This window comes from Cutibacterium sp. LaCa_255, assembly GCF_057458005.1.
Genome location: NZ_CP190956.1, coordinates 124,853 through 149,684, shown reverse-complemented (window position 1 = coordinate 149,684; position 24,832 = coordinate 124,853). Strand labels below are relative to the sequence as shown.

The window sequence follows — 24,832 nt, the reverse complement described above, 5'->3', positions numbered from 1 at the left end:
ATCCGCAACACAGGGCTAGGGTTGACACATGGCAGATCGTGAGTCGACGCTGATCCTCCTCACCAACTCGTACCCCCTGGAACGGGGGGAAGAATTCCTGGAAAACGAGATTAGTCACCTGTGCCGATCCTTCGACCAGGTCGTTATCGCCCCTGTCCAAGCGGGAGGAGACGCCGAGGTGACCCGAGATGTGCCCGACAATGCGCGCATCTGGCGGGTTGGGGCCCGCGCCCCCCAGGGTGCTGCCCGCGGACGGGCTCTGGTCAAGGGACTGCGTCACCTGCCGGTGCAAGGAGTGGATTGGTCGGCTGCCCGCCGGGAACCTCGTCTGGTTGTTTCCGATGCTCTGTTCGAGGCACGCGCCCAGAATGCCCTTGACGGCCTCCTCGCACACATCCCTTCCCTGCATTTGTCGCCCGACAGCCACGTCACGATCTACTCGTTCTGGTTACACATCACCGCCCGCACCGCTACGTTGCTGGCCGACCATCTGCGCTCCCAGGGGATCACCGTGGACCGGGTGGTCTCTCGGGCCCATGGTTACGATCTTTACCCCAGCATCTCCCCCCGCAACCACATTCCCGAGCGGAAGCTGCTGCTGAGCAGTATGGACGCGGTGTGCCCGGTGTCCGACCAAGGCACCCAGGAGCTGCAGCACACCTGGCCGCAATTCGCCGACAAGATCCACACTCGTCATCTTGGAACTCCCGACCCCGGCACGATGGCTGAGTGCCAGAGGGAGCCGTTCACCATCATCAGCTGCGCCCACCTTGGGGCAGTCAAGAGGATGACGCGCATGCCAGCTATCCTGGCCGCGGCTCGTGACCACGGTATCGACGCCCGGTGGACACACCTGGGCGATGGCCCGGACATGGGTGCGTTGCGTCAGGAAATCGCTGCTCACGGTGTTGAGGAGTCGGTCACTCTCCTTGGCCACGTCGACAATGCCGCAGTCATGGAAACCCAGCGCAGCCTCAGTCCGTCGGTTTTCGTCAATCTGTCGTCATCAGAGGGGTTGCCGGTGTCCATGATGGAGGTGGCGTCCCTCGGCATCCCGATTGTCGCCACCAATGTCGGCGGAGTCAGCGAGATCGTGTCGTCGGCTAACGGTCACTTGCTTCCTGCCGAGTTCACTGACGTGCAGGCCACCAAGGCCCTGATTCGCCTGGCAACAATGCCCGACGACGAGTATCGGCAGACCTGCCAGGCCTCCCGGCAGCTCTGGGAGGACCAGTTCCGCGATTCCGTCGTCTACCCAGCTTTTTGCCGCGAGGTACTCAAGGGGCGCTGACCCCCACACAGAACGGCCGTGAACGCCACCACCCACCACCACATACTGACGCCAAAGTTCTTGAAGAGGTAGGTGTCGAGCAGGAATGCCGGCATGGTGGATATCACACTCCACAGCACAACGGCATGCGGCGGCGACCAGGACCCGCGGGTGACCTCAGCAACCAGACGAATCACCGGTACTGCCAGGGTGACGAACAGCAAGGACAAACCGATCAGCCCTAGCTCCACCAGTACCGCCAGCACAGTCGAGTGGGCACTGTTGAGGCTACGGCCCCAGTGAGTGAGGATCATGCCCCGCCATGGCTCACGCCAGGCATGTGAGTCATAGAGGTACCAGGGCCACAACCGGCCGAAGCCGTGCCCGACAAACACGTGCCTCCAATCGCTGGACCACAGACTTACTCCGACATGCACGGTCTGGGCCCGGAGCGGATCCGACGGATTCAACATGCGCCGTAAACCGGGTACCAGGGCCACCATGACAGCGACCATCATCACCAAAGCTCCCAGCCCTGCCCAGACCAGGCGACGGTGACGGGCGGTTACTGCGGGGGCGGACCGTCGCCACAACACCGAACCGATCCCGCAACCCACGCTGAACAGCGCTGCACAGGCAAGCCCTGCCCGAGACCCCGTCAGAACGACGGCAAGCAGAGCAGCGCACGCGAAGAGAACACTCAGCGCTGTGCGGAAATGCGCTACCGCAGCAGCGACCAGCACGCCGCAGGCCAGCAGCAAAGCCACGTGAATCACCGCTGATCCACCCATCCCGGTAGCCAGCCGAGGAGAGCCATGCACCTTCATCGCTCGGGGCCATTGCACGAATGATGCGCATGTGAGGGCCACGGCAGGCCACCACAACCGGGCAATGAGATCACGCCCTGATGCCTCAACCGCCAGCCCGCAGGCAATCGTCACGCCAGCCAGCAACGTCATCAAGGATGTGACAGCCGGCATCACAAGAAACTCACGCCCTACTGTGATGCGAGAGAGAGATGGGAGAGGACACACACTGGCAGACACCAGTGCCCACACCATGAGGCCACCCGCCGCGGCAATCATCCATGTACCGGCTCGTCCCAAATCATGCCGACGCAGCCACACGGCCGGGGCGCACACCAGAACGATCAGGACGTCGACGACAAGGTAGCTACTGACAAGCCACGGAGGCTGCGTCAACCCGTGGCGCAAATCGGCTACAGCCGCGACGACCATGAGGGCCGTCAAACCCCACGACGTCAGAGCACCGATCGACCGCTGATACCAGCCCACCCGTGTTGGCGCTGAACTCAACTGGCCCACCCCCCGGTGAAGAATCGCCAGCCCCACCACACCACGACGGCGAGATCGACGACAACGACAATGCCCATGATTCCGCGCCACAGCAACACCAGACCGGGCGGTTTGGACGGGCCACGAGTGAGCTCAGCCAGCGCGACGAAGAGCGGGAACCACAACAGAGTGGCACGGTTGACGCTCATGTACCAATAACCGATCGAGAAGGCCACGACTTGGATACCAACCCACGCTGCCGAGGCCCAACGGCGACGGATCAGGCAGTAGATGAAGACGAGGATACCCAGGACGACCGAGACCAGCTCGAGCCGAAACACGATCGCCACTCCGGCTGCCCCTGACCCGTAGGTGGCTTCCCAGGTCTCGGGGCGGGTCGCGGGCAAGGTGTGTCGCAGTGTCTCGACCGGGGTAGTGAAACCGCGTCCCCAACCCTTGGTCTGCGCCTGGGACCAGGCCGTCCACGACCCTGTCAGCCGATGCAGCCACACTGCGAAAGCCACGAGGACAGCGGCTGGCACCAGCAGGGTCGAAAGCCGATTGACGATCTCGGTATTACGGCGGCGTCGAGCGGCTTGGCTGGTGGGACGGCGCTGGTCCCCGTCACCAAGGACTGCCATCACGGCCAGGGCACCGACAAGGAAGAGCCCCGACACTCGGAAGGTGCACGCCAGTCCGGCAAGCAACGCGGCTGGCCACCATTTCCCGGCTCGGGCACGCTCCCAGGACCAGAATGCGGCGGCGCAGAACGGGGACTCGGTGTACCCGACGACGGTGAAGACCGCCGTCGGGGCGATCAGCCACAAACACGCCGGGACCGTGCCGCCGATACGGAACAGCGCCCAGGCCGCCAAGGCCGACCCGACCAGGCCGAGCAGAACTCCGGTGACCTCCATCGGTAGACCGATGAGGCTGCCAACCTTGAGCAGTGCCGGAAGGCCAGGAAAGAAGGCCATTTCCAGGGGATCGGCGTACCCATTGCGGGCGATAGACATGAAGTGCTGGACGTCCCAGTTACCCGTCACCTGGGAGAAGGTGCGGTGGTACCCGGTCATGCCGACCACGGCGACGATGAACAGGATCGTTCGACTCCCCAACCATGTCTGGGCCACCAGGCGTCCGTCATCGGCGGGAGTGAATGACGTCGCGACTCGCGTCGACCTCATTGCTCCGGTGCGCGTCACCGGGCAGCCTCCGCGGCGGGTTCACCTTCGGGCGCTGGGTCTGGTGCGTGGTCGAGCACCCCACCGGTGGGATCGTCGGCATACCCCACCCTGACGACGTCATTCCACGGCCGTCGGATGTCGTCGACAACTCCCCACGCGAACCAGATCTCACAGGCCAGGCGCAGCACGATGGAGGCCCAGTAGACGATGTCGGCATCGGACCCGCCCGGCAGAGACAGCCCGCCGAGATGGGCCCAGACGGCCAAGGAGTAAAAGCACTCCCCCACCATGAGGACGGCCCAGTCGCGGAAATCGGGACGGGCCAGGGCAGCCAACGGAACGAGCAGCAGCACCCATTGCGGCGAGTACACCTTGTTGGTGATGAAGAGGATCAACAGGGCCATGCAAGCGACCTGTGCGATCCGCGGACGCCTCGGGACCGTCATCGACAGCCATGCCAGACCGAGCAGGCCGCCAACCGTCAAGGCGCCGGTGATCCAGCCGATCCCAGGGATCGTGCCGCCCGAGGAGTCCTGGATGACGTACCACATCGTGCCCAGACCAGTGCCTGACCAGAAGGCCGAACGCAGGTAGGTCCACCAGGTCGTCAGACTGAGGCAGCACGCGATGACATGACAGGCCACCAACACAAGGAACCCGGACAGCAAGTATCGTCCCAGCTCCGGAAGCCGCGTGGCGCGCAGACAACACACCAGGACGGCGAAGGCCACCACGGCGGCCTGCAGGCTTCCCGCGCAGGCCAGACCGATGAGGATCCCGGCCAACCATGGACGGCGACGGGACCAGGCCAGCATCGACGTGGTGGCCAGGGCGACCGGGACCATGGAGAAGTCGATGAGACCGGCCAGGTAGACCGCTGGGCACAGCACCACCCAGAAGACGTCCCAGGAACGGCGTCGGGCCTGGGTGGGACGGCCCTCCTCGTCGACGGGAAGGTCGGTGTCCGAACTGCGCCCCAGCAGCATGACCGAGATGACGACGGCCAGGAAAGCCACGAAGAGCACAACCTGGGCGACTCCCCAATAGGCGTTGGCTGCGTCGAGAACCTGCTGGTCAGTGGCCTTCGGGGAGACTTCCGCACCGAAGACCCACACCACACGGCGACAGAAGGCCATGAGAACAGTCACGAGAGGGGTCTGGGCGACGTCGGGGTTCGAGAAGAGTGATCCGCCGTGGCCCATTCCCGAGGACCGATAGATCGTCGGAATGCCCGAGTAGCACTGCCGCTGGTACGGATCGACGGTCTTGGACGCGACATGCTGCACGCACGGAGTGACGCGGTATATCGTGAGCAACCACACCACGATCGCGCTCATAACAGCCCACGGACCTGGGTCGAAGAAAATGCCGCGTGGCCAGGCATGACGCCCCATACGCCCACCAATACGGCGATCCAGCCCCAGCTGAGATACGCGGGATCGCCTCGGGACATCAAGGACACGGCGACCTGCGTAACCCATGGATCCGCCGTTCGGGCGTGCGACCGCATGACTGTTGGCCGCCACGGCGTCGTCGTTCTGATCGGGGATGGTCACGTGGTCAGGCTACCCATTGTGGCCCGGACCACCCGGTTGGAGTCCGCCGCGCGTCGTCTCTCCCGAAGTGGGATGGCTGGTGTGTGTCGGTCTGGCGGTGTGCGTCGGTCTGGAGGTGTGCGTCGGTCTGGAGGTGTGCGTCGGTCTAGGGATATGGGTCGGGCGCCGGGTGTGGGTCGGCTCAGTCCTCGTCATCGTCGAAGACGGCTTGGGAGGCTCCTGGCTGGCCGTCGGCAACGGCTTGGAACTCGGGGTCGTCGACGCCGTGGGGACCGGCGCCGACGACTCAACCGGCGACTCAGGATCGTTCGAGTCCGAATTGTCGGAGGTGTCCCGAGAATCCTCTTCAACTGGCACTTCCGGACGTTTGGTCTCGCCGTAGTGCTTGCCGGACAGATTCACCCAATCAGGGTCGGCGAAGGACTCATCAGGCATCCCCTTCATCGCCGTCTCCATGTAGTCGCGCCAAGTGCGCGCCGGGTAATCGCCGCCATGGAAGCCGGTAGCCCCCTCGCGAGCGTAGGGGTCGAGGTTCTCATTACCGCTGTCACCTGCGACGAACATGACGGCCGTCGAGATCTGCTTGGTGTAGGCGACGAACCAGGCAGCCGTCACCCCATCGCCGACGCCGGAGGTACCCGTCTTTCCAGCGACGTGATGGTCGAAGTCGGCCACGATTCGACCGGTGCCTTCCTCGACCACAGACTGCAGGGCATAGCTGACATCGTGGCTGATGTCAGCCTCGATGGCCTGCGCAGACGGCGATGGGGCGTGGTAGACGACCTTGCCTGACTGGTCGACGACCTTGCCAACGACGTGAGGGGTGGCCTTCTTACCGTCATTCGCGATCGTTGCGTAGCCGCCGGCCTGGGCCAGTGGGCTCACCTCGGCGGTGCCCAGGGCGATGCGGTTGTTGAGGTCCCATCCGGTGCCCTTGGGAACCCCGGCGGCATTGGCGGCCTGGACAACGTCCTTCGGGCCGTCCTTCATCCGCGAGACCATGTCGACGAAGGCGGTGTTGATCGACTTCGCAATGGCTCGCCGCATACTGACGGTGCCGTAGTTCCGGTTGTTCTCGTTGCGGACCTCCGTCGTGTCGCCATCGGGAGTGAAGGCGTCGCCTTCCAACCGGGAGCGCAGGCTGAAACCGTGCCGCATCCCAGCCACAGCCGCATAGGTCTTGAAGGTCGACGCCGCCGGACGTGGAGTGCGAGCCCAGTCACGAGTGTTGGAGATGTAGTCGTCACCACCGTAAATAGCCAACACACCACCGGTCTTGACGTCAACCGAGGCGAGAGCCGGATGAAGATTCTCCGCCCCCTTGGAGCCTGCGTTGCGGCCTGCGATCCTCTTGTACTTCTGGCCGGCGGCAACCGCTGCCTTCTGGTCGTTGCGATCGAGGGTGGTCGTCACCTTGAGCCCGCCACCCTTGATCTGCTGGTCTGAGAATCCCCTCGCGATGAGCTCGTCATGGACCATCTTCATAAGGTATCCGTCGGTTCCAGCCCACCGGTTGTAGTCGGGGACCTTCGGGAACTTCGGCAGCTGCCGATACGCCTCGTCATGCTGGGCCTGGGTGATGTTTCCGGCCTCGAGCATGCCGTCGAGGACGTAGCGGTAACGCTGCAGCAACCTCTCCCGGGCGGCCACTCCGCCTTTGGGGTCGAAGTTGGCAGGGCTGTTGAGGACCGCCGCCAGCACTGCCGACTGGGACAAGGTGAGCTTGGAGGCGTCGGTGTAGAAGAACGCCTTCGCGGCAGCCTGGACCCCGTAAGCTCCACGACCGAAGTAAATGGTGTTGAGGTAGCCGGCGAGAATGTCCTGTTTGGACACCTCCTTGCCCATCTTCACCGCGAGGAGGAGCTCCTTAAACTTGCGGCTCATGGTGCGTTCCTGGGACAGGTACAACACCTTGATGTACTGCTGGGTGATCGTCGAGCCACCCTGCATCTCACCACCGCGCGAAATGGCCCATGCGGCGCGCACCATACCCTTGACCGAGATGCCAGGATCCGTCCAGAAGGTGCGGTTCTCGGCTGAAACGACAGCGTTGCGCAGGTCCTTGGGCATCGCTTTGTAAGGAATCGACTGACGGTTCTGCACCGAGAAGGATCCGAGTCGGCTGCCGTCGCGGTAATAGATGAACGAGGTGTTCGTCTGGAAGTCATGGTTGGGGTCGGGCAGCTCGGTGCGTTCATAGGCGACGAAGACACCAATGACAGCGATGATCGCCAGCGACAGGATCGTCACCAGCAGGCCCCACAGGAACTTCTTCAGCTTGGTGTGGCGTCCGTGTTTCGGTCTGGCCGCGGGGCGCGCCGACCGGGTGCCACCGCTCGACGCATGGGTGGCCCGGTGTGCTGGGTGCTTGGCAGGTTTGTGATCAGCCATAGATGTCCTCCACGGTCGGCTGATGGCGAGGTGGGCGACGACGTCGACCATCCCCCAGGACGTAGTCGACGAGGATGTGGTTCCACAAGCAGTCGGGACAGACCTCGACCTCATACACGTGGAACTCACCGAACTGGTGCTCCATCTCCTCCAGTTCGTCAACGGTGCGGATGCGTCCCGAGTACTGGCCCAGCTGGTGGCCGAAGACATGGCGCAGCAGGACCAGCCGCGGCGACTCGCAGACCGGACAGTCGTCGTCGAGGGGCTCGCCGTGGTGCATGGCGGCACGCACCAACATGGGGTCGGCGTCGCATGCCGTGGGGGCGTTGAGGTCAACCTGGGGGCTGAGCAACGCCTCCAAGGTGTGACGGCGTTGCAGGGCGTGGGACACCACGTTTCGCTGCGTCTGCATACCCTCCAGGGTACGGCGTGATAAGGACGAATCGGCGCAGGTGGTGTTCCGCAACGGGTTGTGGGAGAGATTTTGAGGGTCCTTCTGCCCGCCTGTGGTGATCGGGTTGATGATCGTGGGCAGTGCTACGGAGGGTGGTGATACCGAGCCCCAGAAACCACTTCGCCACCACGAGCCGACCCACGGCGTCATCGGCTGCCCCTATGCTCGAACCCATGTCAGAAGGCCTCCAGCTACACCGCACGACCCTCGACAACGGGATGCGCGTGGTCGTCAATCCAGACGCCACCTCCCCCGGTGTCGCCGTCAACATCTGGTACCAGGTGGGATCGGCCGACGAGGAGGTCGGCCGTTTCGGGTTCGCCCACCTCTTCGAGCACCTGATGTTCTCGGGCACCACGAGCGGCATCGCGTCGAGCGAACACCTGGCCACCGTCGAGTCGGTGGGAGGGTCGGCCAATGCGTCCACCAGCTTCGACCGCACCAACTACTACGAGACGGTTCCCGCCGGGGCGTTGGAGCTGGCGTTGTGGTTGGAGGCCGAGCGGTTGGCCCATCTGGCCGTCACCGAGGAGAACCTCGCCACCCAGCGGGAGGTCGTCAAGGAGGAGAAGCGGCAGCGCTACGACAACACCCCCTATGGTGACCTGCTCGATCTACTCCTGGACGGACGGTTCGGGGAGACGCATCCGTACGGGCATCCGACCATCGGTTCGGTGCCCGATCTCGACGCGGCCTGCCTCGACGACGTGACTGCCTTCCATTCCACCTGGTATCGACCCGACAACGCTGTTCTCGTCATCTCCGGGTGCGTCGAGGCTGATGAAGGTCTCGTTCTCGCCGAGAAGTACCTGGGAGCGGCGCCCACTGCTCCCGGAGACCTCCCGACGCGCATCCAGGGACCAGTTCGCCACGACAACCCGCGGGTGGTCGTCGAGCGCCCGGTGCCCCGGACCGCGGTGACCCGATCCTGGGCCACCCCGCCCATAACCGATCCTGACAACCTCGCCGTGGCGATGGCCATCGATGCCATCGGATCCGGGATGAGTTCGCGTCTCATCCGCACCCTCGAGAGGGAGCGTCACCTGGTCGACGGCATCGCGATGAACGACTTCGGGCTGTCCCGGGGGTCCTCGGCAGCCTTGGTGTCGGCCCACCTCAAGCCGGGAGTCCCCGAGGAGGAGCTGACCGGAGCCGTTGACGAGATCATTGCCGAGTTCGCTGCCAGCGGGCCGCGAGAGGCCGAACTGGAGCGGGCCCGGGCGCAGGTAGAACGGGACTGGTTGGAATCCTTGGCGGTCGTCGACGAACGGGCCGACCTGCTCAATATGCACGAGACCCTGTTGGGCGACGCCAACCTCGTTAACACGCACCTCGACCGGGTGCGTGCGATCACCGCCGACCAGGTCACCGAGGCCGCGAATCGGTGGCTCTCCCCTGAGCAAGCATCGACCGTCGTCCACAAGGAGGTGGCGTGATGAACCTCAACGATCGTCCCGACGTGCAGCCAGGCTCGCCGTGGTCCTTCCCGACGTGCATCGTGGATGACTTGTCCACCGGACTGACGGTGGTGCGCGTACCGATGCCCGGGCAGAAGATCATCACCATGGAAATCGGGTTGGACGCACCCTTGAGTGCCGAGCCCGCCGGCCTCGAGGGGCTGGCCGGGCTCGTCGTCCGCACCGCCGACGAGTCGACCACACCTCACCCCGACGCCGCCTTTGCCGAGGCGATGGAGTCGATCGGGGCCAGCTACGACGGGGCAGCCGGTTTGGCCGGCAGCCACGTCGGTGTCGACGTGCCCGTGACAAGGTTCGATGCTGCCGCCGAGCTCTTCGTCGAGTTGTTGCGGACCACCAGTCTGGCCCAGACCGACATCTCCCGTCAGCTCGACATGGCACGAGCCTCCCTGGCCCAGACCAGCCAGCGTGGATCGGCCTTGTCCGGGCTCGCAGCCGCCCGTGCCCTCTGGCCGGAAGGGTCGCGATCGGCCCTGCCCACCATTGGCACTCTGACATCGGTGGAGAAGCTCGATGCCGAAGCTGCCCGGGAGTTCTGGACCGCACACTGGACCCTCAGCGACGCCGTGCTGGTGGTGGCCGGTGAAGGGGTCGAGGACCTCGATCTGTCGGTGTTCGAGCAATGGACGGCCACCGGGTCAGCGGCGGAGATCGTTCCGGCCACACCTCGGGTCGGTGGGCCACGAGTGATCCTCGTGGACCGTCCCGACGCCGTGCAGGCCGACATGCGGATCCAGCAGGCCACGGTGGGGAGGGCCCACCCTGGATGGGCAGCCCTCAAGGTGGCGTGTGGTGCCCTGGGCGGCACCTTCGGGTCGCGGCTCAACCAAGTGCTGCGCGAGGACAAGGGCTGGTCCTATGGAGTCGGGATGTCGGCGCGCCCACTGCCTGACGGTGGGGTGGCGACGGTCGCCGGGTCCTTCCGGACCGAGGTAGGTGCCGACGCCATCGCCGAGGCCTTGAGCATCCTCACCTCTGACGACGACCTGCGTGACGACGAGGTTGATTCCGCCCGTGACCACTTGGTGGGGATTGCTCCGCTGCAGTACGACACCGCCGGTTCAGTGGCCCACCAGGTGGCTGCTCTGGTGCGGGCGGGTCTGGCGCCAACCTGGGTCGACGATCACCTGGCTGCAGTGGCCTCGGTGAAGGCGGATGGTCAGGAATGGTCAGCCAACACTGCGTGGCGCCAATTTCTCAACCCCGACGACTGGCGGATCGGGATCTGTGGTCGAGCCGAGGACCTGGCTCCGGCGTTGGCCGAGCGTGGGTTGGAGGCAGTCGTCGTTAACCCCACCGAGGTGCTGTCGTAGGTGGCGCGTTGCTACACGGAACTGCCAGAAAACCGAGATGGTGACGTCATCATCGGGTTTTCAAGCAACTTTTTGGCAGCTCCGTGTAGCAACTCGCCCGTACCCGACTCGCCGAAAGGGGCTGAGTTCCCCTAGACTGTTCGGGTCCACGGGGCATTGGCGCAGTTGGTAGCGCGGCTGCTTTGCAAGCAGTAGGTCAGGGGTTCGAATCCCCTATGCTCCACGTAAGAAGAGAAAATCGAAAACTGCCCCGCCTGATGGCGGGGCAGTTTTGTTTCTGCGGTGACGTGGGCCGGGGCATCGATGGTGGTGTGGGCGAGGACGCTGGCGGTGGTCTCGTCGGGGATGTCGGGGGCGTTCTCTTCGTCGTCGATGGTGATGTGGGTGAACAGGGCGCGGTTGAGAATGCGTCGTACGGCTGGTTCACACTTGCTGCAAAGATCGGGCACGACCTCGCGAGCTCCGATGGAAAGCATTCCGGTGTCGGGGTCCGTGTTCCGCCCATCATCCCGCGAGGACAGCACAGAACTGTCATACCCCGCTGACACCATCGAGAGCGAGTTCACAAGGCTCCGTTCGCGAGCCAGGAAGGCGGAGGGATGACCGACCATGAATAGCATCAAGCCGACAGAGGCCATCTGGCCCGACGAGATCACTCACGCGGTGCTCGCCCAGTTGAGCTATGACGATAAGTGCGACTGGCTCAAGTGGGCTTGGGCTCGTATGTCGGAGGCTGGACTGGTGCCAGCCCACCTTGTGACCGATGACCCGAACTACGTCGAGCACGTGTTGACCTTGGCCGGTTTAGGCTACCTGCTGCGGCAGTTCCAGGAGGTCTACACGGGCTGTAACTGCGACTACGAGCCGACCATGGAACTCTGGGGTGCCGAAAGGCCATTCCTGCAGCCCGACGACCTGATCGACGTCGACGACGAAGATGATGAGTACGACTTGGACTATGCGATGCACGACATACTCGCCGCCACGATCGCAGACCGTGCCCGGCAACTTCGCCTGCAGTTGGGGCAACTTCTGGGCCCGACCACGTTCTTCACTACACTTGGGCTGACCGTCTCCCTCCATCCGGACGAAGCAGAGACTCTCGGCCCGGATGACCCGAGCGACAACGCGTGCCACTGGGTCATGAACACCAACCTCACCGCCGACAAGCTTTGTGCCTACGCATGGTTGACAAACGCTTGAGCAGAGGGCGGACTGCGGGGCCCGACCGAAGACCGCAGAGCTGATCTCCCCGCCCAGGCCGACCGGCGTCTGCATGGCTGGTTCTCATGACGCGAACGGCGTTCCCGGCTCGAGCACCAACCGGTATCCCATCCCTGCGTCGGTGATGAGATACCTCGGGTTGCTCGGCTCGGGCTCCAACTTCTTGCGCAACTGAGAGATGTACAGCCGCAAATACCCGGTGTCGGTGACGTGCTCCGACCCCCACACCTGGCTCAGCATCGTCTGTCGAGTCACCAACCGACCCTCGTTGTGGATCAACAGCTCGAGCACCCGCCACTCCGTCGGCGTCAACCGGACATCAGCCCCGTCACGAGTAACGGTGTGCGACGTCAGATCAACCCGCACCGACCCGAAGGCGATGACCGGCTCGGAATCCCCCTCGTCCTGGCCAATCCTCCTCGTCAGGACCCGAATCCGCGCCAACAACTCATCCATCGAGAAGGGCTTGGTGACGTAATCCTCAGCCCCGGCGTCGAGGGCCTCCACCTTCTCCGCCGACCCCGACCGCCCCGAAATGACCAGGATCGGCGCCTGGGACCACCCCCGCACCGCCTCGATGACCTGCACCCCGTCCAGACGCGGCATGCCGAGATCCAGCAGGATGATGTCGGGCTTGTGATCGACGGCCATCTCGAGGGCGTGTTGACCATCGCGGGCCAGCAGGATCTCGTATCCGCGCGCCCCCAGGGTGATCCGTAGTGCCCGCAGGATCTGCGGGTCGTCGTCGGCAATGAGAATCTTCATCGGACACTCCCCTCCTCAATGTCATCGTGGTCCACACCATCGTGCCCCGCCGCCTGATGGCCCACCCTCGGCAGGCTGATGACCATCGTCAGGCCACCACCAGGGGTGTCCTCCAACGCGAGGGTGCCGTCCATCCCCTCGACGAAACCCTTCGAGAGGGCCAGCCCCAGTCCCAGCCCGACGGTCGAGTCGGCGTCCCCCAACCGCTGGAAGGGCACCATGACGTCATCGCGACGATCCTCCGGAATCCCCGGACCATGATCGATCACGCGGATCTCCACCCGGTCGGCGAAACTGCTTGTCGTGAGCCGAACCCGGCCACCTGCTGGCTCATATCTCAGCGCATTCGACAACAGGTTGACGACCACCCGTTGCAGCAGGGCCGGATCGGCGACCATCTCGGGCACGTCGGTCCCCAGATCGATCTCGACATCCGCCGGCCCCAGGGACAGCTCGTCCAAGGCCGGCATGATGACCTCGGCCGGGTCGACCGGCATCACCGAGACCCCGAGCACCCCGGACTGCAGCCGGGAGACGTCGAGCAGATCGGTGACGAGGTTGGCCAGTTTCCCCAGGGCGTCATCGGCGGTCTCCAATAGGTCGTCACGATCCTGGTCGGACAGCCCGGCTCCCTCGCTGCGCAGACCTGAAACGGCAGCGGTCGCGGCCGCGAGGGGCCGACGAAGGTCATGTCCCACCGCCGACAACAAGGCCGTTCGCACACGGTCCGTGGCGGCCAGTGGCTCCACCGCCTTGGCCGTTTCCTCCAGCTGCCGCTGGTCCAGGGCCGTCCCCAACTGGGTGGTAATCACCGACAGCAGGCGACGCTCGGAGGCGTCCGGCTCAGGCCCGTGGAACTCGACCACCGAATGGTTGTCGATGTGCTGCTCTGTGACCTCATCGCTGGTCGTACCCGAGCTTGCCACAACGCGTCCATCGGTCAGGACCCGGGCCCCCGACAGCCCGAAGGCCTCGGTCGCCTTGGATAACAACGACTCGACGGCATCCTCACCGTGCAGCACCGATCCGGCCACCGACTCCAGCAGCCCTGACTCGGCGGCCGCACGACGCGCCACCCGGGTCTTGCGGGCAGCGCGATCGACGACGAAGCTCACCAGGGCAGCCGTGAGCAGGTACAGCAGCAGAGCCACCATGTGTAGCGGCTCGTTGACGGTGACGGTGTAGAAGGGCTTGGTGAAGTAGTAGTCCAGGGCAATACCCGAGGCCAGAGCCGCGACGAAGGACGGCAGGGCACCGCCGATCAGGGCCACCACGACGGCCAGAAACTCGTAGGTCAGCACATCCGTCGTCAGGGCCTCGGGGCTGCGCGTCGACACCAGCAACCAGGTCAGCAGTGGCCCGAAGACCGCCAGCACGACGAAACCGGCGATGCGGCGACGGGTTGACAAGGACCCACCTATCCGTGGCAGCCGGATTCCCTTGGCCTGGGCACCATGACTGACGATGTGGACGTCAATGGCGCCCGAAGCCCGAATGATGTCGGACTCGACGTCATGACCCGTCAGCAGCCGCGACAACTTCCCACGCCGACTCGCCCCGATGACGAGCTGGGTGGCGTTGACCGACTTCGCGAACTCGATGAGGGCCTCCGGGATGTCGTCGCCGACAAGCTGGTGGAAGGACCCTCCCAACTGGTCCACCAATCCGCGCTGACGAGCCAATTCACCCGGGTGTGGGGAGCGCAGACCGTCCTCGGTGGTGACGTGGACGGCCAACAGTTCACCACCACCAGCTCGAGCGGCGATACGGGCACCGCGACGCAACAAGGTCTCCCCCTCACGCCCACCGGTGAGGGCGACGACCACCCGCTCGCGGGCCTCCCAGTGGGAGTCGATCCCGTGCTCACTGCGGTAATCGGCCAGGGCGTGGTCGACCTCGTCAGCCACCCAGAGCAGGGCCAGCTCGCGCAGGGCGGTGAGGTTGCCCAGTCGGAAGTAGTTGGACAGGGCGGCGTCGATCCGCTCTGCCGGGTACACCTTGCCGCCCGAGAGCCGATCGCGCAGAGCCTGCGGGGCGAGATCGACAACCTCCACCTGATTGGCCTTGCGCAGCACGGTGTCCGGGATGGTCTCGCGCTGCGGCACCCCGGTGATCTGTTCGACGACGTCATTGAGGGACTCGATGTGCTGGATGTTGACCGTCGAGATGACATCGATCCCGGCGTCCAGTAGTTCCTCGACATCCTGCCAGCGCTTCTCGTGACGCGACCCAGGCGCGTTGGTGTGGGCCAGCTCGTCGACCAGGGCGACGTCGGGATCGCAGGCGAGTACCCCGTCGAGGTCCATCTCGGACAGTTCGATGCCGCGATGTTCGACGAGGTGGCGAGGGACGATCTCCAGCCCCTCAGTCATGGCCGCGGTGGCTGCCCGGCCGTGGGTCTCGACGACGGCAATGACGACGTCGGACCCACCCTTGCTCAGGTGCTTGCCCTCGTCGAGCATGGCGTAGGTCTTGCCGACGCCCGGCGCCGCGCCGAGCAGCACCCGCAACCGTCCCCGAGCAGCCACCTCGTCCTCCTTCAGGCCATGATCACGAACTGATCACGTCAGTCAGTGCTGACGATCCAGTTCGGCATTGAGGGTCACGACATTGACCCTAGTCGCACCAAGGAATCCGAGCTGGCGTCCGTCAGTGTTGTTGGCGACGATCTCACGGACGACACTGGGATCGAGGTGACGGGCCTTGGCGACCCGATTGACCTGGATCTCGGCGTAGGCGGGGCTGATGTGCGGGTCCAGACCAGAGGACGACGCCGTCAGGGCATCGGCCGGAACCCTGCCGGCATCCACCCCGTTGAAGGTCGCCACCTGGCTGCGACGCTCCTTGATGGCCTTGGCCAGGTCCGGGTTCTCAGGCCCCATGTTGGAACCGCCCGAGGAGGACCCGTCGTAACCGTCGTCACCGGCGGCTGACGGGCGTGGCTGGAAGTACTCCGGCAGCGGCTTGCCGTCCTTGTCGGTGAAGGACTGACCGATGAGGGTCGAGCCGACCACCTTGCCGTTGACCTCCAGCTGGGAGCCATTGGCCTGCCGATGAAGGACGAGCTGTCCCAGCCCGGTCATGACACCGGTGTACACAACGCCGACGATGACGGTGAACAACAGGATCGAGCGCAGCCCGACGAGGAGGGTACGAGTCCTGGAGGAAATGATCATGATGGGCTCCGATCAGAAACCGGGAATGAGACGGACGAGCAGGTCGATCAGCCAGATGCCGATGAATGGCGCGACAACTCCGCCCAGGCCGTAGATGCGCAGATTCCGGGCGAGAATCTTCGACGCCCCGGCAGGCTTGTAGGACACTCCCTTGAGAGCCAGCGGCACCAGGATGACGATGATGATCGCGTTGAAGATGATCGCCGAGAGCACTGCAGACGCCGGGGAGTGCAGGCCCATGATGTTGAGGGCCGACAGGCCCGGGTAGGTCGCCATGAAGATCGCGGGGATGATCGCGAAGTACTTGGCGATGTCGTTGGCGATGGAGAAGGTCGTCAGGGCGCCGCGCGTGATGAGCAACTGCTTGCCGATCCCGACGATGCTGATGAGCTTGGTCGGGTCGGAGTCGAGGTCGACCATGTTGCCGGCCTCCTTGGCGGCCGAGGTACCGGTGTTCATGGCGACGCCCACGTCCGCCTGGGCCAGGGCCGGGGCGTCGTTGGTGCCGTCACCGGTCATCGCGACCATCCGACCGCCCTCCTGCTCCTTGTGGATGTAGGCGAGCTTGTCCTCCGGGGTGGCCTCGGCCAGGAAGTCGTCGACCCCGGCCTCCTTGGCAATGGCGGCAGCCGTCAGCGGGTTGTCACCGGTCACCATGACGGTGCGGATACCCATCCGACGCAACTCGGAGAACCGGTCGGTCAGGCCTTCCTTGACGATGTCCTTGAGATGGACGACGCCGAGGACCTTGCCGACATGGTCGGGGGTGCGCACTGCGACGACAAGCGGGGTACCACCGGACTCGGAGACGGCGTCGACACGACGATCCATGTGGGCCAAGGTGTCGATATCCATGTCGATGTGGGACTCCGTCAGCCAGGCTCGCACGGCCGAACCGGCACCCTTGCGGATCTCGGTGCCGTCGGGAAGGTCGATGCCGGACATCCTGGTCTGAGCGGTGAAGGGGACAACCTCCCCCTGATCACCCCAGGCATCAGCGTCGAATCCCTGCTCGCGAGCCAGGTCGACGATGGAGGTGCCCTCCGGTGTCGGGTCGGCCAGGGAGGACCGGGCGGCCGCGTCGCGGATCTCCTCCTCACTAACGCCGGGCATCGCAATGAACTCGCTGGCTCGGCGATTGCCGTAGGTGATGGTGCCGGTCTTGTCGAGCAGCAGGGTGGTGACGTCACCAGCGGCCTCGACGGCTCGGCCCGACATGGCCAGCACATTGTGCTGCACCAGGCGGTCCATACCCGCGATACCGATGGCCGACAGCAGGGCGCCGATGGTCGTCGGGATGAGGCAGACCAGCAGTGCGACGAGAACCGTGATGCTCACCGGCCTGGCGGCCAGGGAGGCGATCGGGTTCAGGGTCAGGGCGACGATGACGAAGACGATCGACAGGCTCGCCAGCAGGATGTTGAGGGCGATCTCGTTGGGGGTCTTCTGGCGTCCGGATCCCTCGACCAGTGCGATCATGCGATCGACGAAGGACTGGCCGGGCTTCGAGGTGATCTTGACGACGATGCGGTCGGAAAGCACCTTCGTGCCACCGGTGACGGCGGAACGGTCGCCGCCGGACTCACGTACCACGGGGGCGGACTCGCCAGTGATGGCCGACTCGTCAACCGAGGCGATGCCCCAGATGATGTCCCCGTCTCCGGGGATCGTCTGACCTGCCGTCACGACGACGACGTCGCCGTACTTGAGGTCCGAGGAAACGATCTCGGTGGTGGCGGTGTGCTCGGCCGAGGGATCGATCTGTTCGTCCCAACCGTCGACGCGCAGCGCGTTGGTGGCGGTGCGGGTCTTCCGCAGGGTCTCGGCCTGGGCCTTGCCGCGGCCCTCGGCGATGGACTCGGCAAGGTTGGCGAAGACCACGGTGAGCCACAACCAGACCGCGATGACTGCGGAGAATCCGGTCGGCACACGGCCGTCGGTGATGTGAGTGAACGGCTCCATGACGGCGACGATCGTCGTCAGGGCCGCACCGACCCACACCAGGAACATGACCGGGTTGCGCCACTGGGCACGCGGGTCGAGCTTGCGGAAGGCACCGGGCAAGGCCTGGCGGACCTGGGCCCCGGCGAGGCCACGGGAACGCGAATTCGAGGTGATGACGGTCATGATCAGATCAGTCCTTCGGCCAGCGGTCCCAGTGTGAGGACCGGGAAGAAGACGAGCGCCGTGACGAGGATCGCCGTGAAGACGACGAGGGTGATGAACAGCGCGTTGTGGGTGGGAAGGGTGCCTGCGGTGACCGGGACGGGCTCGCGTTCGGCAAGGGCTCCGGCCAGCGCCAGCACGAGGATGATCGGCACGAAACGACCGAGCAGCATGGCGATGCCGATCGCCGCGCACAGCCAGTCCGTCGAGGCGTCCAGACCGGCGAAGGCCGATCCGTTGTTGTTGGCGCCCGAGGTGAAGGCGTAGACGAGCTCGCTCAGTCCATGCTCACCCGGGTTTGAGATCGAGGTGTTGACGACACCATCCCGAATACCAGGGATGGCCAGACTGAGGGCCACCCCGCACAGCACCAGGGCCGGCATGACGAGGATGTACAGGGCTGACAGCTTCATCTCTCGCGGGCCGATCTTCTTGCCAAGGTACTCCGGGGTACGACCGACGAGGAGTCCGGCGATGAACACCGCGATGACGGCGATGACGAGCATGCCGTACAGGCCAGATCCGACGCCGCCGGGGCTGATCTCACCCAGCATCATGTTCAGCATGGTGACCATGCCGCCGATGGCGGTGTAGGAGTCGTGCATCGAGTTGACGGCGCCGGTGGACGTCATCGTCGTGGAGTTGGCGAAAAGAACCGACTGGGCCAGGCCGAAGCGCTGCTCCTTGCCCTCCATCGCGGCGCCGGCGAGGCGCCCGGCGGTGCCCTGCCCGGAGAACTCGGCGGCAGCCATCGCGAAGAGGTTGATGAGGAACAGCACGATCATCGAGATGAGGATCGCGCGCCCCTGACGCACGTCCTTGACCATCTTTCCGAAGGTGCGCGGCAGCGAGAACGGGATGAGCAGGATGAGGAAGATCTCCAGCATGTTCGTCCACGGCTGGGGGTTCTCGAAGGGGTGGGATGAGTTGCCGTTGAAGAAGCCGCCACCGTTGGTGCCGAGCTCCTTGATGGCCTCTTGGGAGGCGACAGGTCCGCCCGGGATGATCTGGTCCCCACCAGCGATGCCGGTGACGTGCATGAAGCCGATGAAGTTCTGCGCAGCTCCACCGACGATGAGCAGGAAGGCTGCTACGGCCGCGATCGGCATGAGGATGCGCAGGGTGGTGCGGGTGAGGTCGACCCAGAAGTTGCCAATGGTGTGCTCACCTCGTCCGATGAATCCACGCACCAGTGCGATCGCTACAGCGATGCCGGTGGCAGCCGAGACGAAGTTCTGCACGCACAGGCCGGCGAGCTGGACGACGTGACCAAGCGTGGCTTCGGGCGAGTATGCCTGCCAGTTGGTGTTGGTGACGAAGGAGACCGCGGTGTTGAAGGCCACGGCTGGGTTCACCGACCCCTTGTCCATGGACCAGGGCAGCCACGACTGCAGACGCTGGAGGGCGTAGAGGAGGACGACGCCACAGAAGCTGAAGGCCAGCACCGAGCGGGCGTAAGACTTCCACGTCTGTCCGGCACGGGGGTCGACGCCCATGAGGCGGTAGCAGAAGGTCTCGACCTTGGTGTCCTTGTCAGAGGTGAAGACACGGGCCATGTAGGAGCCCAGGTAATGCTGGGCAATCCCGAGCGCAAGGGCGAGAAGAACAAGACTCGCCAAGAAGTAGAACCACGTCATCAGAAACGCTCCGGACGGACGAGGGCGATCACGAGGTACACGACAGCCGCAATGCCGAGAATGGCCGCGACGATGTTGAGGACGGTCACAGCGCGTCGACCCCCTTCACGCACAGGGCGAGTAGGAGGAAGAGGACGACGACACCGAGCAGCCAGATAACGTCCAGCATGACAAGGCTCCTTGACGATGACCCGGGGGTTTCCCGGGGTGCCGGTTTCGGCACCAGGAACCATCGAAACGGTGTCGTAAGGAGGTTGTCGCGCTCCCCTACGGATCCCATACGGGGGTGAGTGGGATCCTAACGATTTGCTAACAGGCGAGTCCCGAACGGTTCAGAAAGTGTGACGTGCGTCACCGTTCGGCTCAGGGGAATCAGCCCTCCCGACCACGATCGAAGGCCTTGATGGCCTCCGTGACGACGGCGGCGGGATCGTCGGCGGCCATCACGGCGCGCACCATCGCAACCCCTGCGACGCCCGTCGTCGCCAGCGCAGCCACGTCGTCAACCTGGACGTCGCCGATCGCGACGATGGGCAGAGAACTCGCCTGCACCAGAGCCGGGTACCCCTCCACCCCCAGCGGCGGGCGTCCGGAGTCCTTCGTCGGGGTGGGCCGGAAGGGGCCGGCACCTAGGTAGTCCAAGGCGTCTGCGAAGGGCTCAGCCGACCTCACCAGGTCCAGGGTTCCGGTGGTGTAACCGACGATGGCGTCGGGGCCGAGCATGGCCCTGGCATCACGCACCGGAAGGTCCTCGACTCCCAGGTGCACACCGTGAACGTTCCCGCGGGCGCGCATCGCTGCCCAGGCGACGTCGGCCCTGTCATCGACCACAACCAGCGTCTTCGGGTTCGCACGATGCACCGCCTCGCCGACCCGAAGGACCAGTGACAGCAGGTCCCGGGTGGCCAGGGTCTTGGCTCGCACCTGGACGATTCCGGCACCGGCCCCGGCGGCCAGCGCAGCCGTCTCGACGGTGTGACGGTCGGTTCCCGAGGTCACCAGGTAGCAACGCAGGTCCAGGGTCATCTCGTCCCCTCCACTCCGGTTCTCGCGACCTCGTCAAGGGCGTCGAGCAGTTGCACACGAAAACTGCCGGGCCCGCCGGCACGGGCCGCCGCGACCTCGCCGGCGACGTCGAACCAGGTGACGGCCGCGACCGCCGCCTCCATCGGATCGTCCACTGCCGCCAGGCATCCGGCAGTCAATGCCCCTAGTAGACAGCCTGTTCCGGTCACCCGGGCCATGAGCGGATGGCCTCGGGAGATCTTCTCGGCCACTCCGTCAGCAGTGACGACGACATCGGTCGGCCCCGACACCACCACGACTCCCCCGGTTCGTCGCGCCACCTCGACGGCCGCGTCAACGGCGTGCTCGGGGGTGTCGGCGGAGTCGGCCCCGCGTCCCCCTCGTCCTCCGACGAGAGCAAGGATCTCGGAGGCATTCCCCTTGACGACGTCGGGACCCTCGTTCAGAAACTCCCGAGCCATCCGGGTACGCACCGGGGCCAGACCGATCGCGGTCGGGTCGAGGACCCACGGGATGTCTTTGGGCCGAGCGGCGACAGTAGCCGGAATACCAACCATGCCATCGGTGGACAGGGTGCCCAGGTTGACCGACAGGGCGTCAGCAGCCGAGACGACGACCGGAGCCTCCTCAAGGGTCTCGGTCATCATCGGGCGTAACCCGGCAGCCAGCAGGCCATCGGCCACCAGTGACATGCTCACCGTCGCGGTGAGGCAGTGAACCATGGGCGGATTACCTCGAGCAGCCGCCACCACCTGGTCGATCGTCATGCCACCCTCGCCACCTCGTCGATGTCAGCGTCGATGTCAGCCCCCGAAAGCCTCGGTCCGAGGGCGGCGCCCAGCACCACCAGCAAACCACCCAGCACGACGAGGACCAGCACCGCACCGAGGTGTCCGAACACTCTCTCCAGACCCGGCAGGTAGAAGGGGTACAGCGCCGGCAGGATGAGGGACAGGCTGTATCCCATGCCGTAGCCGGTGGAGCGCACCTCGGTGGGGAATCTCTCGGACAGGTAGGCCGAGATGGGCCCGTAGGCCGACACCGTCGCCACCTGGAGGGCGACGGCGAAGACGGCTGCCCTGCCGGCCGAGGCGGAACTGATCGCTCCCCACCACAGCAGCGGGCCGAGCACCGCAGCACTGATTCCCCAGCACACCAGCAGACGGCGTCGTCCCACCCTCGTGGACCAGTGCCCGGCCAGGGCCATGAAGATCGCCTGACCAACGGAGGCGACTCCCATCACCCAGGAGGTCGCGGTCGCCGTCAGACCGGCATCGGTGCGCAGTCGCGCGGTGAGGATGAGGACGGTGGTGTCGGTGAGCAGCCACAGCCCCGTCATGAGGGTGAACACCTGCCAGAAGGCCGGCGCCCACGCCCCGGCGATGACCTCACGCACACCGGGGGTCAGGGTTTTCCATGCCTCCTTGGAGTTGTCGGAGCGGTGGAAGAGAGGGGCGTCGCAGACTCGCCGGGAGTAGTAGACGATCATCCCGATGCTCATCGCAGCGCCCATGACGAACAGGATGCGCCATCCCCATGCGGCGTAGCGGTCCGGCCCGAGAGCGGCCAGCATGACGGCGACGGCGAAGGCGATCGATGCCTGGGCCCAGGGAGCCATCGACAGGATGACCCCGGACGCCAAGCCGCGTTTCTTGGGAGATGACCATTCCATCGCCAACGGGATGGCGGCGGAGTACTCACCGGCGACGAAGATCCCGCCCAGGAATCGCAGCAGCAGGATGAGCCCAATCGTCCACGCCCCGATGAGCTGGTGGGTGGGCATGACGGCAATGAGCCCCGCGCAGGTCGCGGTGCCGGCAATGGCCACCCGGGTGGTGCGGGTGCGTCCCAGCCGGTCGGAGATGCGTCCGAAGATCATTCCGCCGAGGGGGCGACCCAGCAGCATGGCGATGACGACGAGGGCGCCCATGGAGGCGCTGGCCGAGGGCCCGGCGAGCACCGCCATCGCAGGGGCGAGGGCCGTCAGGGGCAGGAAGACGTGGATGTTGTCAATCCAGTTGCCGACGACGCCAGCACGCAGGGCGGCCCGTCCTTCGGGAGGCATCGTCAACGAGGTGTTCGTGGCGGTGCGCAGTGAAGTTGTGGTGGTCATGAAGGCAGGTCCTTGAAAGATGGTGTGTGTCTGAAGTGGGGTGATGGTGACTCAGACGCGCATTGCCTGGTCGAAGAACTCCAGTTCATGACGGCAGGCAGTCAGGTAGGCGTGGGCCGCGCGTGCCCGAGCAGCCGGGCCGGCCTGTTCGAAGGCCTTTTCGACGACATCGAGGGTGTGCGAGATGGCCTTGGTGAACTCCGGGTCCCGATAGGTGTCGAGCCACAACGCATAGGGATGGCCTTCCGGAACCTGCGGCAATCCAGCTCCCACCTGGGCATACAGCCAGAAGCAGGGCAGGACCGACGCCACCCCGACGACGTAGTCGTCACCCAGGGTTCGTGCCAGTAGGAAATCCGTGTAGGCCGTCGTCACCGGACCAGCCGGAACATGATCGCGTCCCGCCAACCAGGTGCGATGCAGGGCGGCCTCCTCGACGATGCAGGTCTGGGATGACTGCGCCCACCACACCGAGTCCTGCGGATCGACGGCGCGAGCCGCAAGAGCGGCCAGAGCTCGTGAGTAACAGGCCAGGTACTGGGCGTCCTGCCCGAGGTAGAAGTTGAAGGCGTGTCCTGTCAAGGTGCCGTCGACGAGGGCAGCGACGAAGTCCGATGCCTGGATCTGACGGACCAGATCCTCGCTGGCCTGCCACAGGGCCGTCGTCCACGGACCAACCGGGGCCACCGCAGCCGTGGGTGCTGATTCCGACGAGCCGACCAGGGTCTCGGGAGATGCCAGCGGTTCAATCGGCCCGAACCAGGCCACCGCCGAGGCATCGGCGGACAGTCGTCGTGCCCGGTGGGAGTGGTCCACCGGACCGTGTCCCCGGCCTACCTTCAACTCTGACCCGTGCTGGATCGCCTCGTGCAGCCAGTTGGTGACCCAGCCCAGGGCGTCACCGGGAGCGTCCCCGGCACCCAGCCGAGTGGCCAGGGCCGAGGACAGCGAACACCCGGTGCCGTGGGTGTTCGTCGTCTCCACCCGAATGATCTGTGCGGTGTACGTCGTCCCCTCCGGGGTCACCCAGATGTTGTCGACGCGCGAGGAGTCGAGATGGCCGGTCTTGACGATGACGGCGACCCCGGTCTCCTTGGCCCAGCCGCGCGCTTGTTCCAGGGCCTCCTCGGCATCCTTCGCCGGTTCACTCTGGCACAGCACTGCGAGCTCGGGGATGTTCGGGGTGATGACGGTTGCCCGGAGGCAGAACTCGCGCATGGCCACCTCAGCGTCAGGGGCGAGGAGCCTGTCCCCGCTGGTGGCGACCATGACCGGGTCGACGACGACAACGGGCGGACGGTGCTCGTCAAGGAACCCGGCGACCGTCTCGATGATCTCGACGGTGCCGAGCATGCCGGTCTTGACGGCGTCGATCGCCACGTCGTCACTGACCGCCGCCAACTGCTGCGTGAGGAACTCGGTGGGCGGGGTGTGGATCGCGCGCACCCCTTGGGTGTTCTGGGCCACCAGGGCGGTGACGGCGGCCATCGCGTACCCACCGGCCGCGGTGATGGACTTGGTGTCGGCAGCAGTGCCGGCGCCCCCGGAGGGATCCGTTCCCGCGATGGAGAGAACGCGCGGGACTGAGCCCTGCGACGGGTTGCTGGGGGTGGAAGAAGTCATCTCGGACATCCCTTCGCCAGTACGAACTAGATCAGGTTCCACGGGTGTGATCTCAGCGCCGATACGGCGCACCCCGTGTCCAGCGATAAGTATGGCACCCGGCTACGACAAGGCACTGCACCCCGAGTCCTGACGACGAAGAACGCTCAAGAAAACTC

General features: G+C 65.2%; 19 protein-coding genes, 1 tRNA gene, 1 pseudogene and 1 riboswitch. Of the genes and pseudogenes, 5 read left to right on the top strand and 16 right to left on the bottom strand.

Features of this window, described 5'->3' with window-relative positions:
* Nucleotides 1-28 precede the first annotated feature (28 nt).
* Entirely contained in the window at nt 29-1,291 is a 1,263-nt protein-coding gene (locus ACP8ML_RS00615) for a glycosyltransferase (protein ID WP_117188220.1), read from the top strand.
* Here the strand turns inward: ACP8ML_RS00615 and ACP8ML_RS00610 are convergent.
* The 5 genes from ACP8ML_RS00610 to ACP8ML_RS00590 form a co-directional block, all read right to left on the bottom strand.
* The gene (locus tag ACP8ML_RS00610) at nt 1,252-2,508 is read right to left on the bottom strand and encodes an O-antigen ligase family protein (RefSeq protein ID WP_249361163.1); all 1,257 of its coding nucleotides are present in this window, start codon (nt 2,506-2,508) and stop codon (nt 1,252-1,254) included. The genes ACP8ML_RS00615 and ACP8ML_RS00610 overlap by 40 nt on opposite strands.
* Nucleotides 2,509-2,582: 74 nt before the next feature.
* Nucleotides 2,583-3,770, bottom strand: a complete 1,188-nt coding sequence (locus ACP8ML_RS00605) for a glycosyltransferase family protein (RefSeq protein WP_065672983.1) — start codon at nt 3,768-3,770, stop codon at nt 2,583-2,585.
* On the bottom strand, nt 3,767-5,146 hold the full coding sequence (locus tag ACP8ML_RS00600; RefSeq protein ID WP_117188408.1) for a hypothetical protein: 1,380 nt from the start codon (nt 5,144-5,146) through the stop codon (nt 3,767-3,769). Before ACP8ML_RS00600 ends, ACP8ML_RS00605 begins: the two co-directional genes overlap by 4 nt.
* A 171-nt stretch (nt 5,147-5,317) precedes the next feature.
* The gene (locus tag ACP8ML_RS00595; RefSeq protein ID WP_117188224.1) at nt 5,318-7,699 is read right to left on the bottom strand and encodes a transglycosylase domain-containing protein; all 2,382 of its coding nucleotides are present in this window, start codon (nt 7,697-7,699) and stop codon (nt 5,318-5,320) included.
* Nucleotides 7,692-8,111, bottom strand: coding sequence for a DUF5318 family protein (locus ACP8ML_RS00590; RefSeq protein ID WP_117188226.1), 420 nt, complete (start codon nt 8,109-8,111; stop codon nt 7,692-7,694). Before ACP8ML_RS00590 ends, ACP8ML_RS00595 begins: the two co-directional genes overlap by 8 nt.
* A gap of 203 nt (nt 8,112-8,314) precedes the next feature.
* Here ACP8ML_RS00590 and ACP8ML_RS00585 point away from each other — a divergent pair, with 203 nt between their 5' ends.
* The 4 genes from ACP8ML_RS00585 (at nt 8,315) to ACP8ML_RS00570 (ending at nt 12,147) form a co-directional block, all read left to right on the top strand.
* Nucleotides 8,315-9,589 carry a M16 family metallopeptidase gene (locus ACP8ML_RS00585; RefSeq protein WP_117188228.1) on the top strand — a complete coding sequence of 425 codons (1,275 nt, stop codon included), beginning with the start codon at nt 8,315-8,317 and terminating at the stop codon, nt 9,587-9,589.
* Between the two features lie 104 nt (nt 9,590-9,693).
* Nucleotides 9,694-10,944 carry a M16 family metallopeptidase gene (locus ACP8ML_RS00580; RefSeq protein ID WP_171048514.1) on the top strand — a complete coding sequence of 417 codons (1,251 nt, stop codon included), beginning with the start codon at nt 9,694-9,696 and terminating at the stop codon, nt 10,942-10,944.
* 150 nt (nt 10,945-11,094) lie between these two features.
* A tRNA-Ala gene (locus ACP8ML_RS00575) sits at nt 11,095-11,167 on the top strand.
* 386 nt (nt 11,168-11,553) lie between these two features.
* Nucleotides 11,554-12,147: a hypothetical protein gene (locus ACP8ML_RS00570; protein ID WP_065672978.1), complete on the top strand. Its 594-nt coding sequence runs from the start codon at nt 11,554-11,556 to the stop codon at nt 12,145-12,147.
* Between the two features lie 84 nt (nt 12,148-12,231).
* On the opposite strand, the gene ACP8ML_RS00565 is transcribed toward ACP8ML_RS00570, so the two are convergent.
* From ACP8ML_RS00565 to ACP8ML_RS00515, 11 genes and pseudogenes are all read right to left on the bottom strand, one after another.
* Nucleotides 12,232-12,933 (bottom strand): response regulator transcription factor, encoded by a 702-nt coding sequence (locus tag ACP8ML_RS00565; RefSeq protein WP_065672977.1) that lies wholly within the window; start codon nt 12,931-12,933, stop codon nt 12,232-12,234.
* Complete coding sequence (locus ACP8ML_RS00560) at nt 12,930-15,461, bottom strand: sensor histidine kinase (RefSeq protein WP_117188235.1); 2,532 nt, start codon at nt 15,459-15,461, stop codon at nt 12,930-12,932. The genes ACP8ML_RS00565 and ACP8ML_RS00560 overlap by 4 nt, the downstream gene beginning before the upstream one ends.
* 42 nt (nt 15,462-15,503) lie before the next feature.
* On the bottom strand, nt 15,504-16,109 hold the full coding sequence (gene kdpC / locus ACP8ML_RS00555; RefSeq protein WP_065672975.1) for a potassium-transporting ATPase subunit KdpC: 606 nt from the start codon (nt 16,107-16,109) through the stop codon (nt 15,504-15,506).
* A 12-nt stretch (nt 16,110-16,121) separates the two neighbouring features.
* On the bottom strand, nt 16,122-18,236 hold the full coding sequence (gene kdpB, locus ACP8ML_RS00550) for a potassium-transporting ATPase subunit KdpB (protein ID WP_065672974.1): 2,115 nt from the start codon (nt 18,234-18,236) through the stop codon (nt 16,122-16,124).
* A 2-nt stretch (nt 18,237-18,238) separates the two neighbouring features.
* The gene (gene kdpA / locus ACP8ML_RS00545; RefSeq protein WP_117188237.1) at nt 18,239-19,912 is read right to left on the bottom strand and encodes a potassium-transporting ATPase subunit KdpA; all 1,674 of its coding nucleotides are present in this window, start codon (nt 19,910-19,912) and stop codon (nt 18,239-18,241) included.
* Nucleotides 19,912-20,001: a potassium-transporting ATPase subunit F gene (locus ACP8ML_RS00540; protein ID WP_117188239.1), complete on the bottom strand. Its 90-nt coding sequence runs from the start codon at nt 19,999-20,001 to the stop codon at nt 19,912-19,914. The genes kdpA and ACP8ML_RS00540 overlap by 1 nt, the downstream gene beginning before the upstream one ends.
* Nucleotides 19,998-20,192, bottom strand: a pseudogene (locus tag ACP8ML_RS00535) (hypothetical protein). Before ACP8ML_RS00535 ends, ACP8ML_RS00540 begins: the two are co-directional and overlap by 4 nt.
* Nucleotides 20,193-20,284: 92 nt before the next feature.
* Nucleotides 20,285-20,938: a thiamine phosphate synthase gene (locus ACP8ML_RS00530; RefSeq protein ID WP_117188243.1), complete on the bottom strand. Its 654-nt coding sequence runs from the start codon at nt 20,936-20,938 to the stop codon at nt 20,285-20,287.
* The gene (gene thiM, locus ACP8ML_RS00525; RefSeq protein WP_117188245.1) at nt 20,935-21,705 is read right to left on the bottom strand and encodes a hydroxyethylthiazole kinase; all 771 of its coding nucleotides are present in this window, start codon (nt 21,703-21,705) and stop codon (nt 20,935-20,937) included. Before thiM ends, ACP8ML_RS00530 begins: the two co-directional genes overlap by 4 nt.
* Nucleotides 21,702-23,051, bottom strand: coding sequence for an MFS transporter (locus ACP8ML_RS00520; protein ID WP_171048500.1), 1,350 nt, complete (start codon nt 23,049-23,051; stop codon nt 21,702-21,704). The genes thiM and ACP8ML_RS00520 overlap by 4 nt, the downstream gene beginning before the upstream one ends.
* Before the next feature lie 51 nt (nt 23,052-23,102).
* The gene (locus tag ACP8ML_RS00515; protein WP_171048501.1) at nt 23,103-24,683 is read right to left on the bottom strand and encodes a bifunctional hydroxymethylpyrimidine kinase/phosphomethylpyrimidine kinase; all 1,581 of its coding nucleotides are present in this window, start codon (nt 24,681-24,683) and stop codon (nt 23,103-23,105) included.
* Nucleotides 24,666-24,760: riboswitch (TPP riboswitch) on the bottom strand. (Overlaps the previous gene by 18 nt.)
* Between the last annotated feature and the right edge of the window lie 72 nt (nt 24,761-24,832).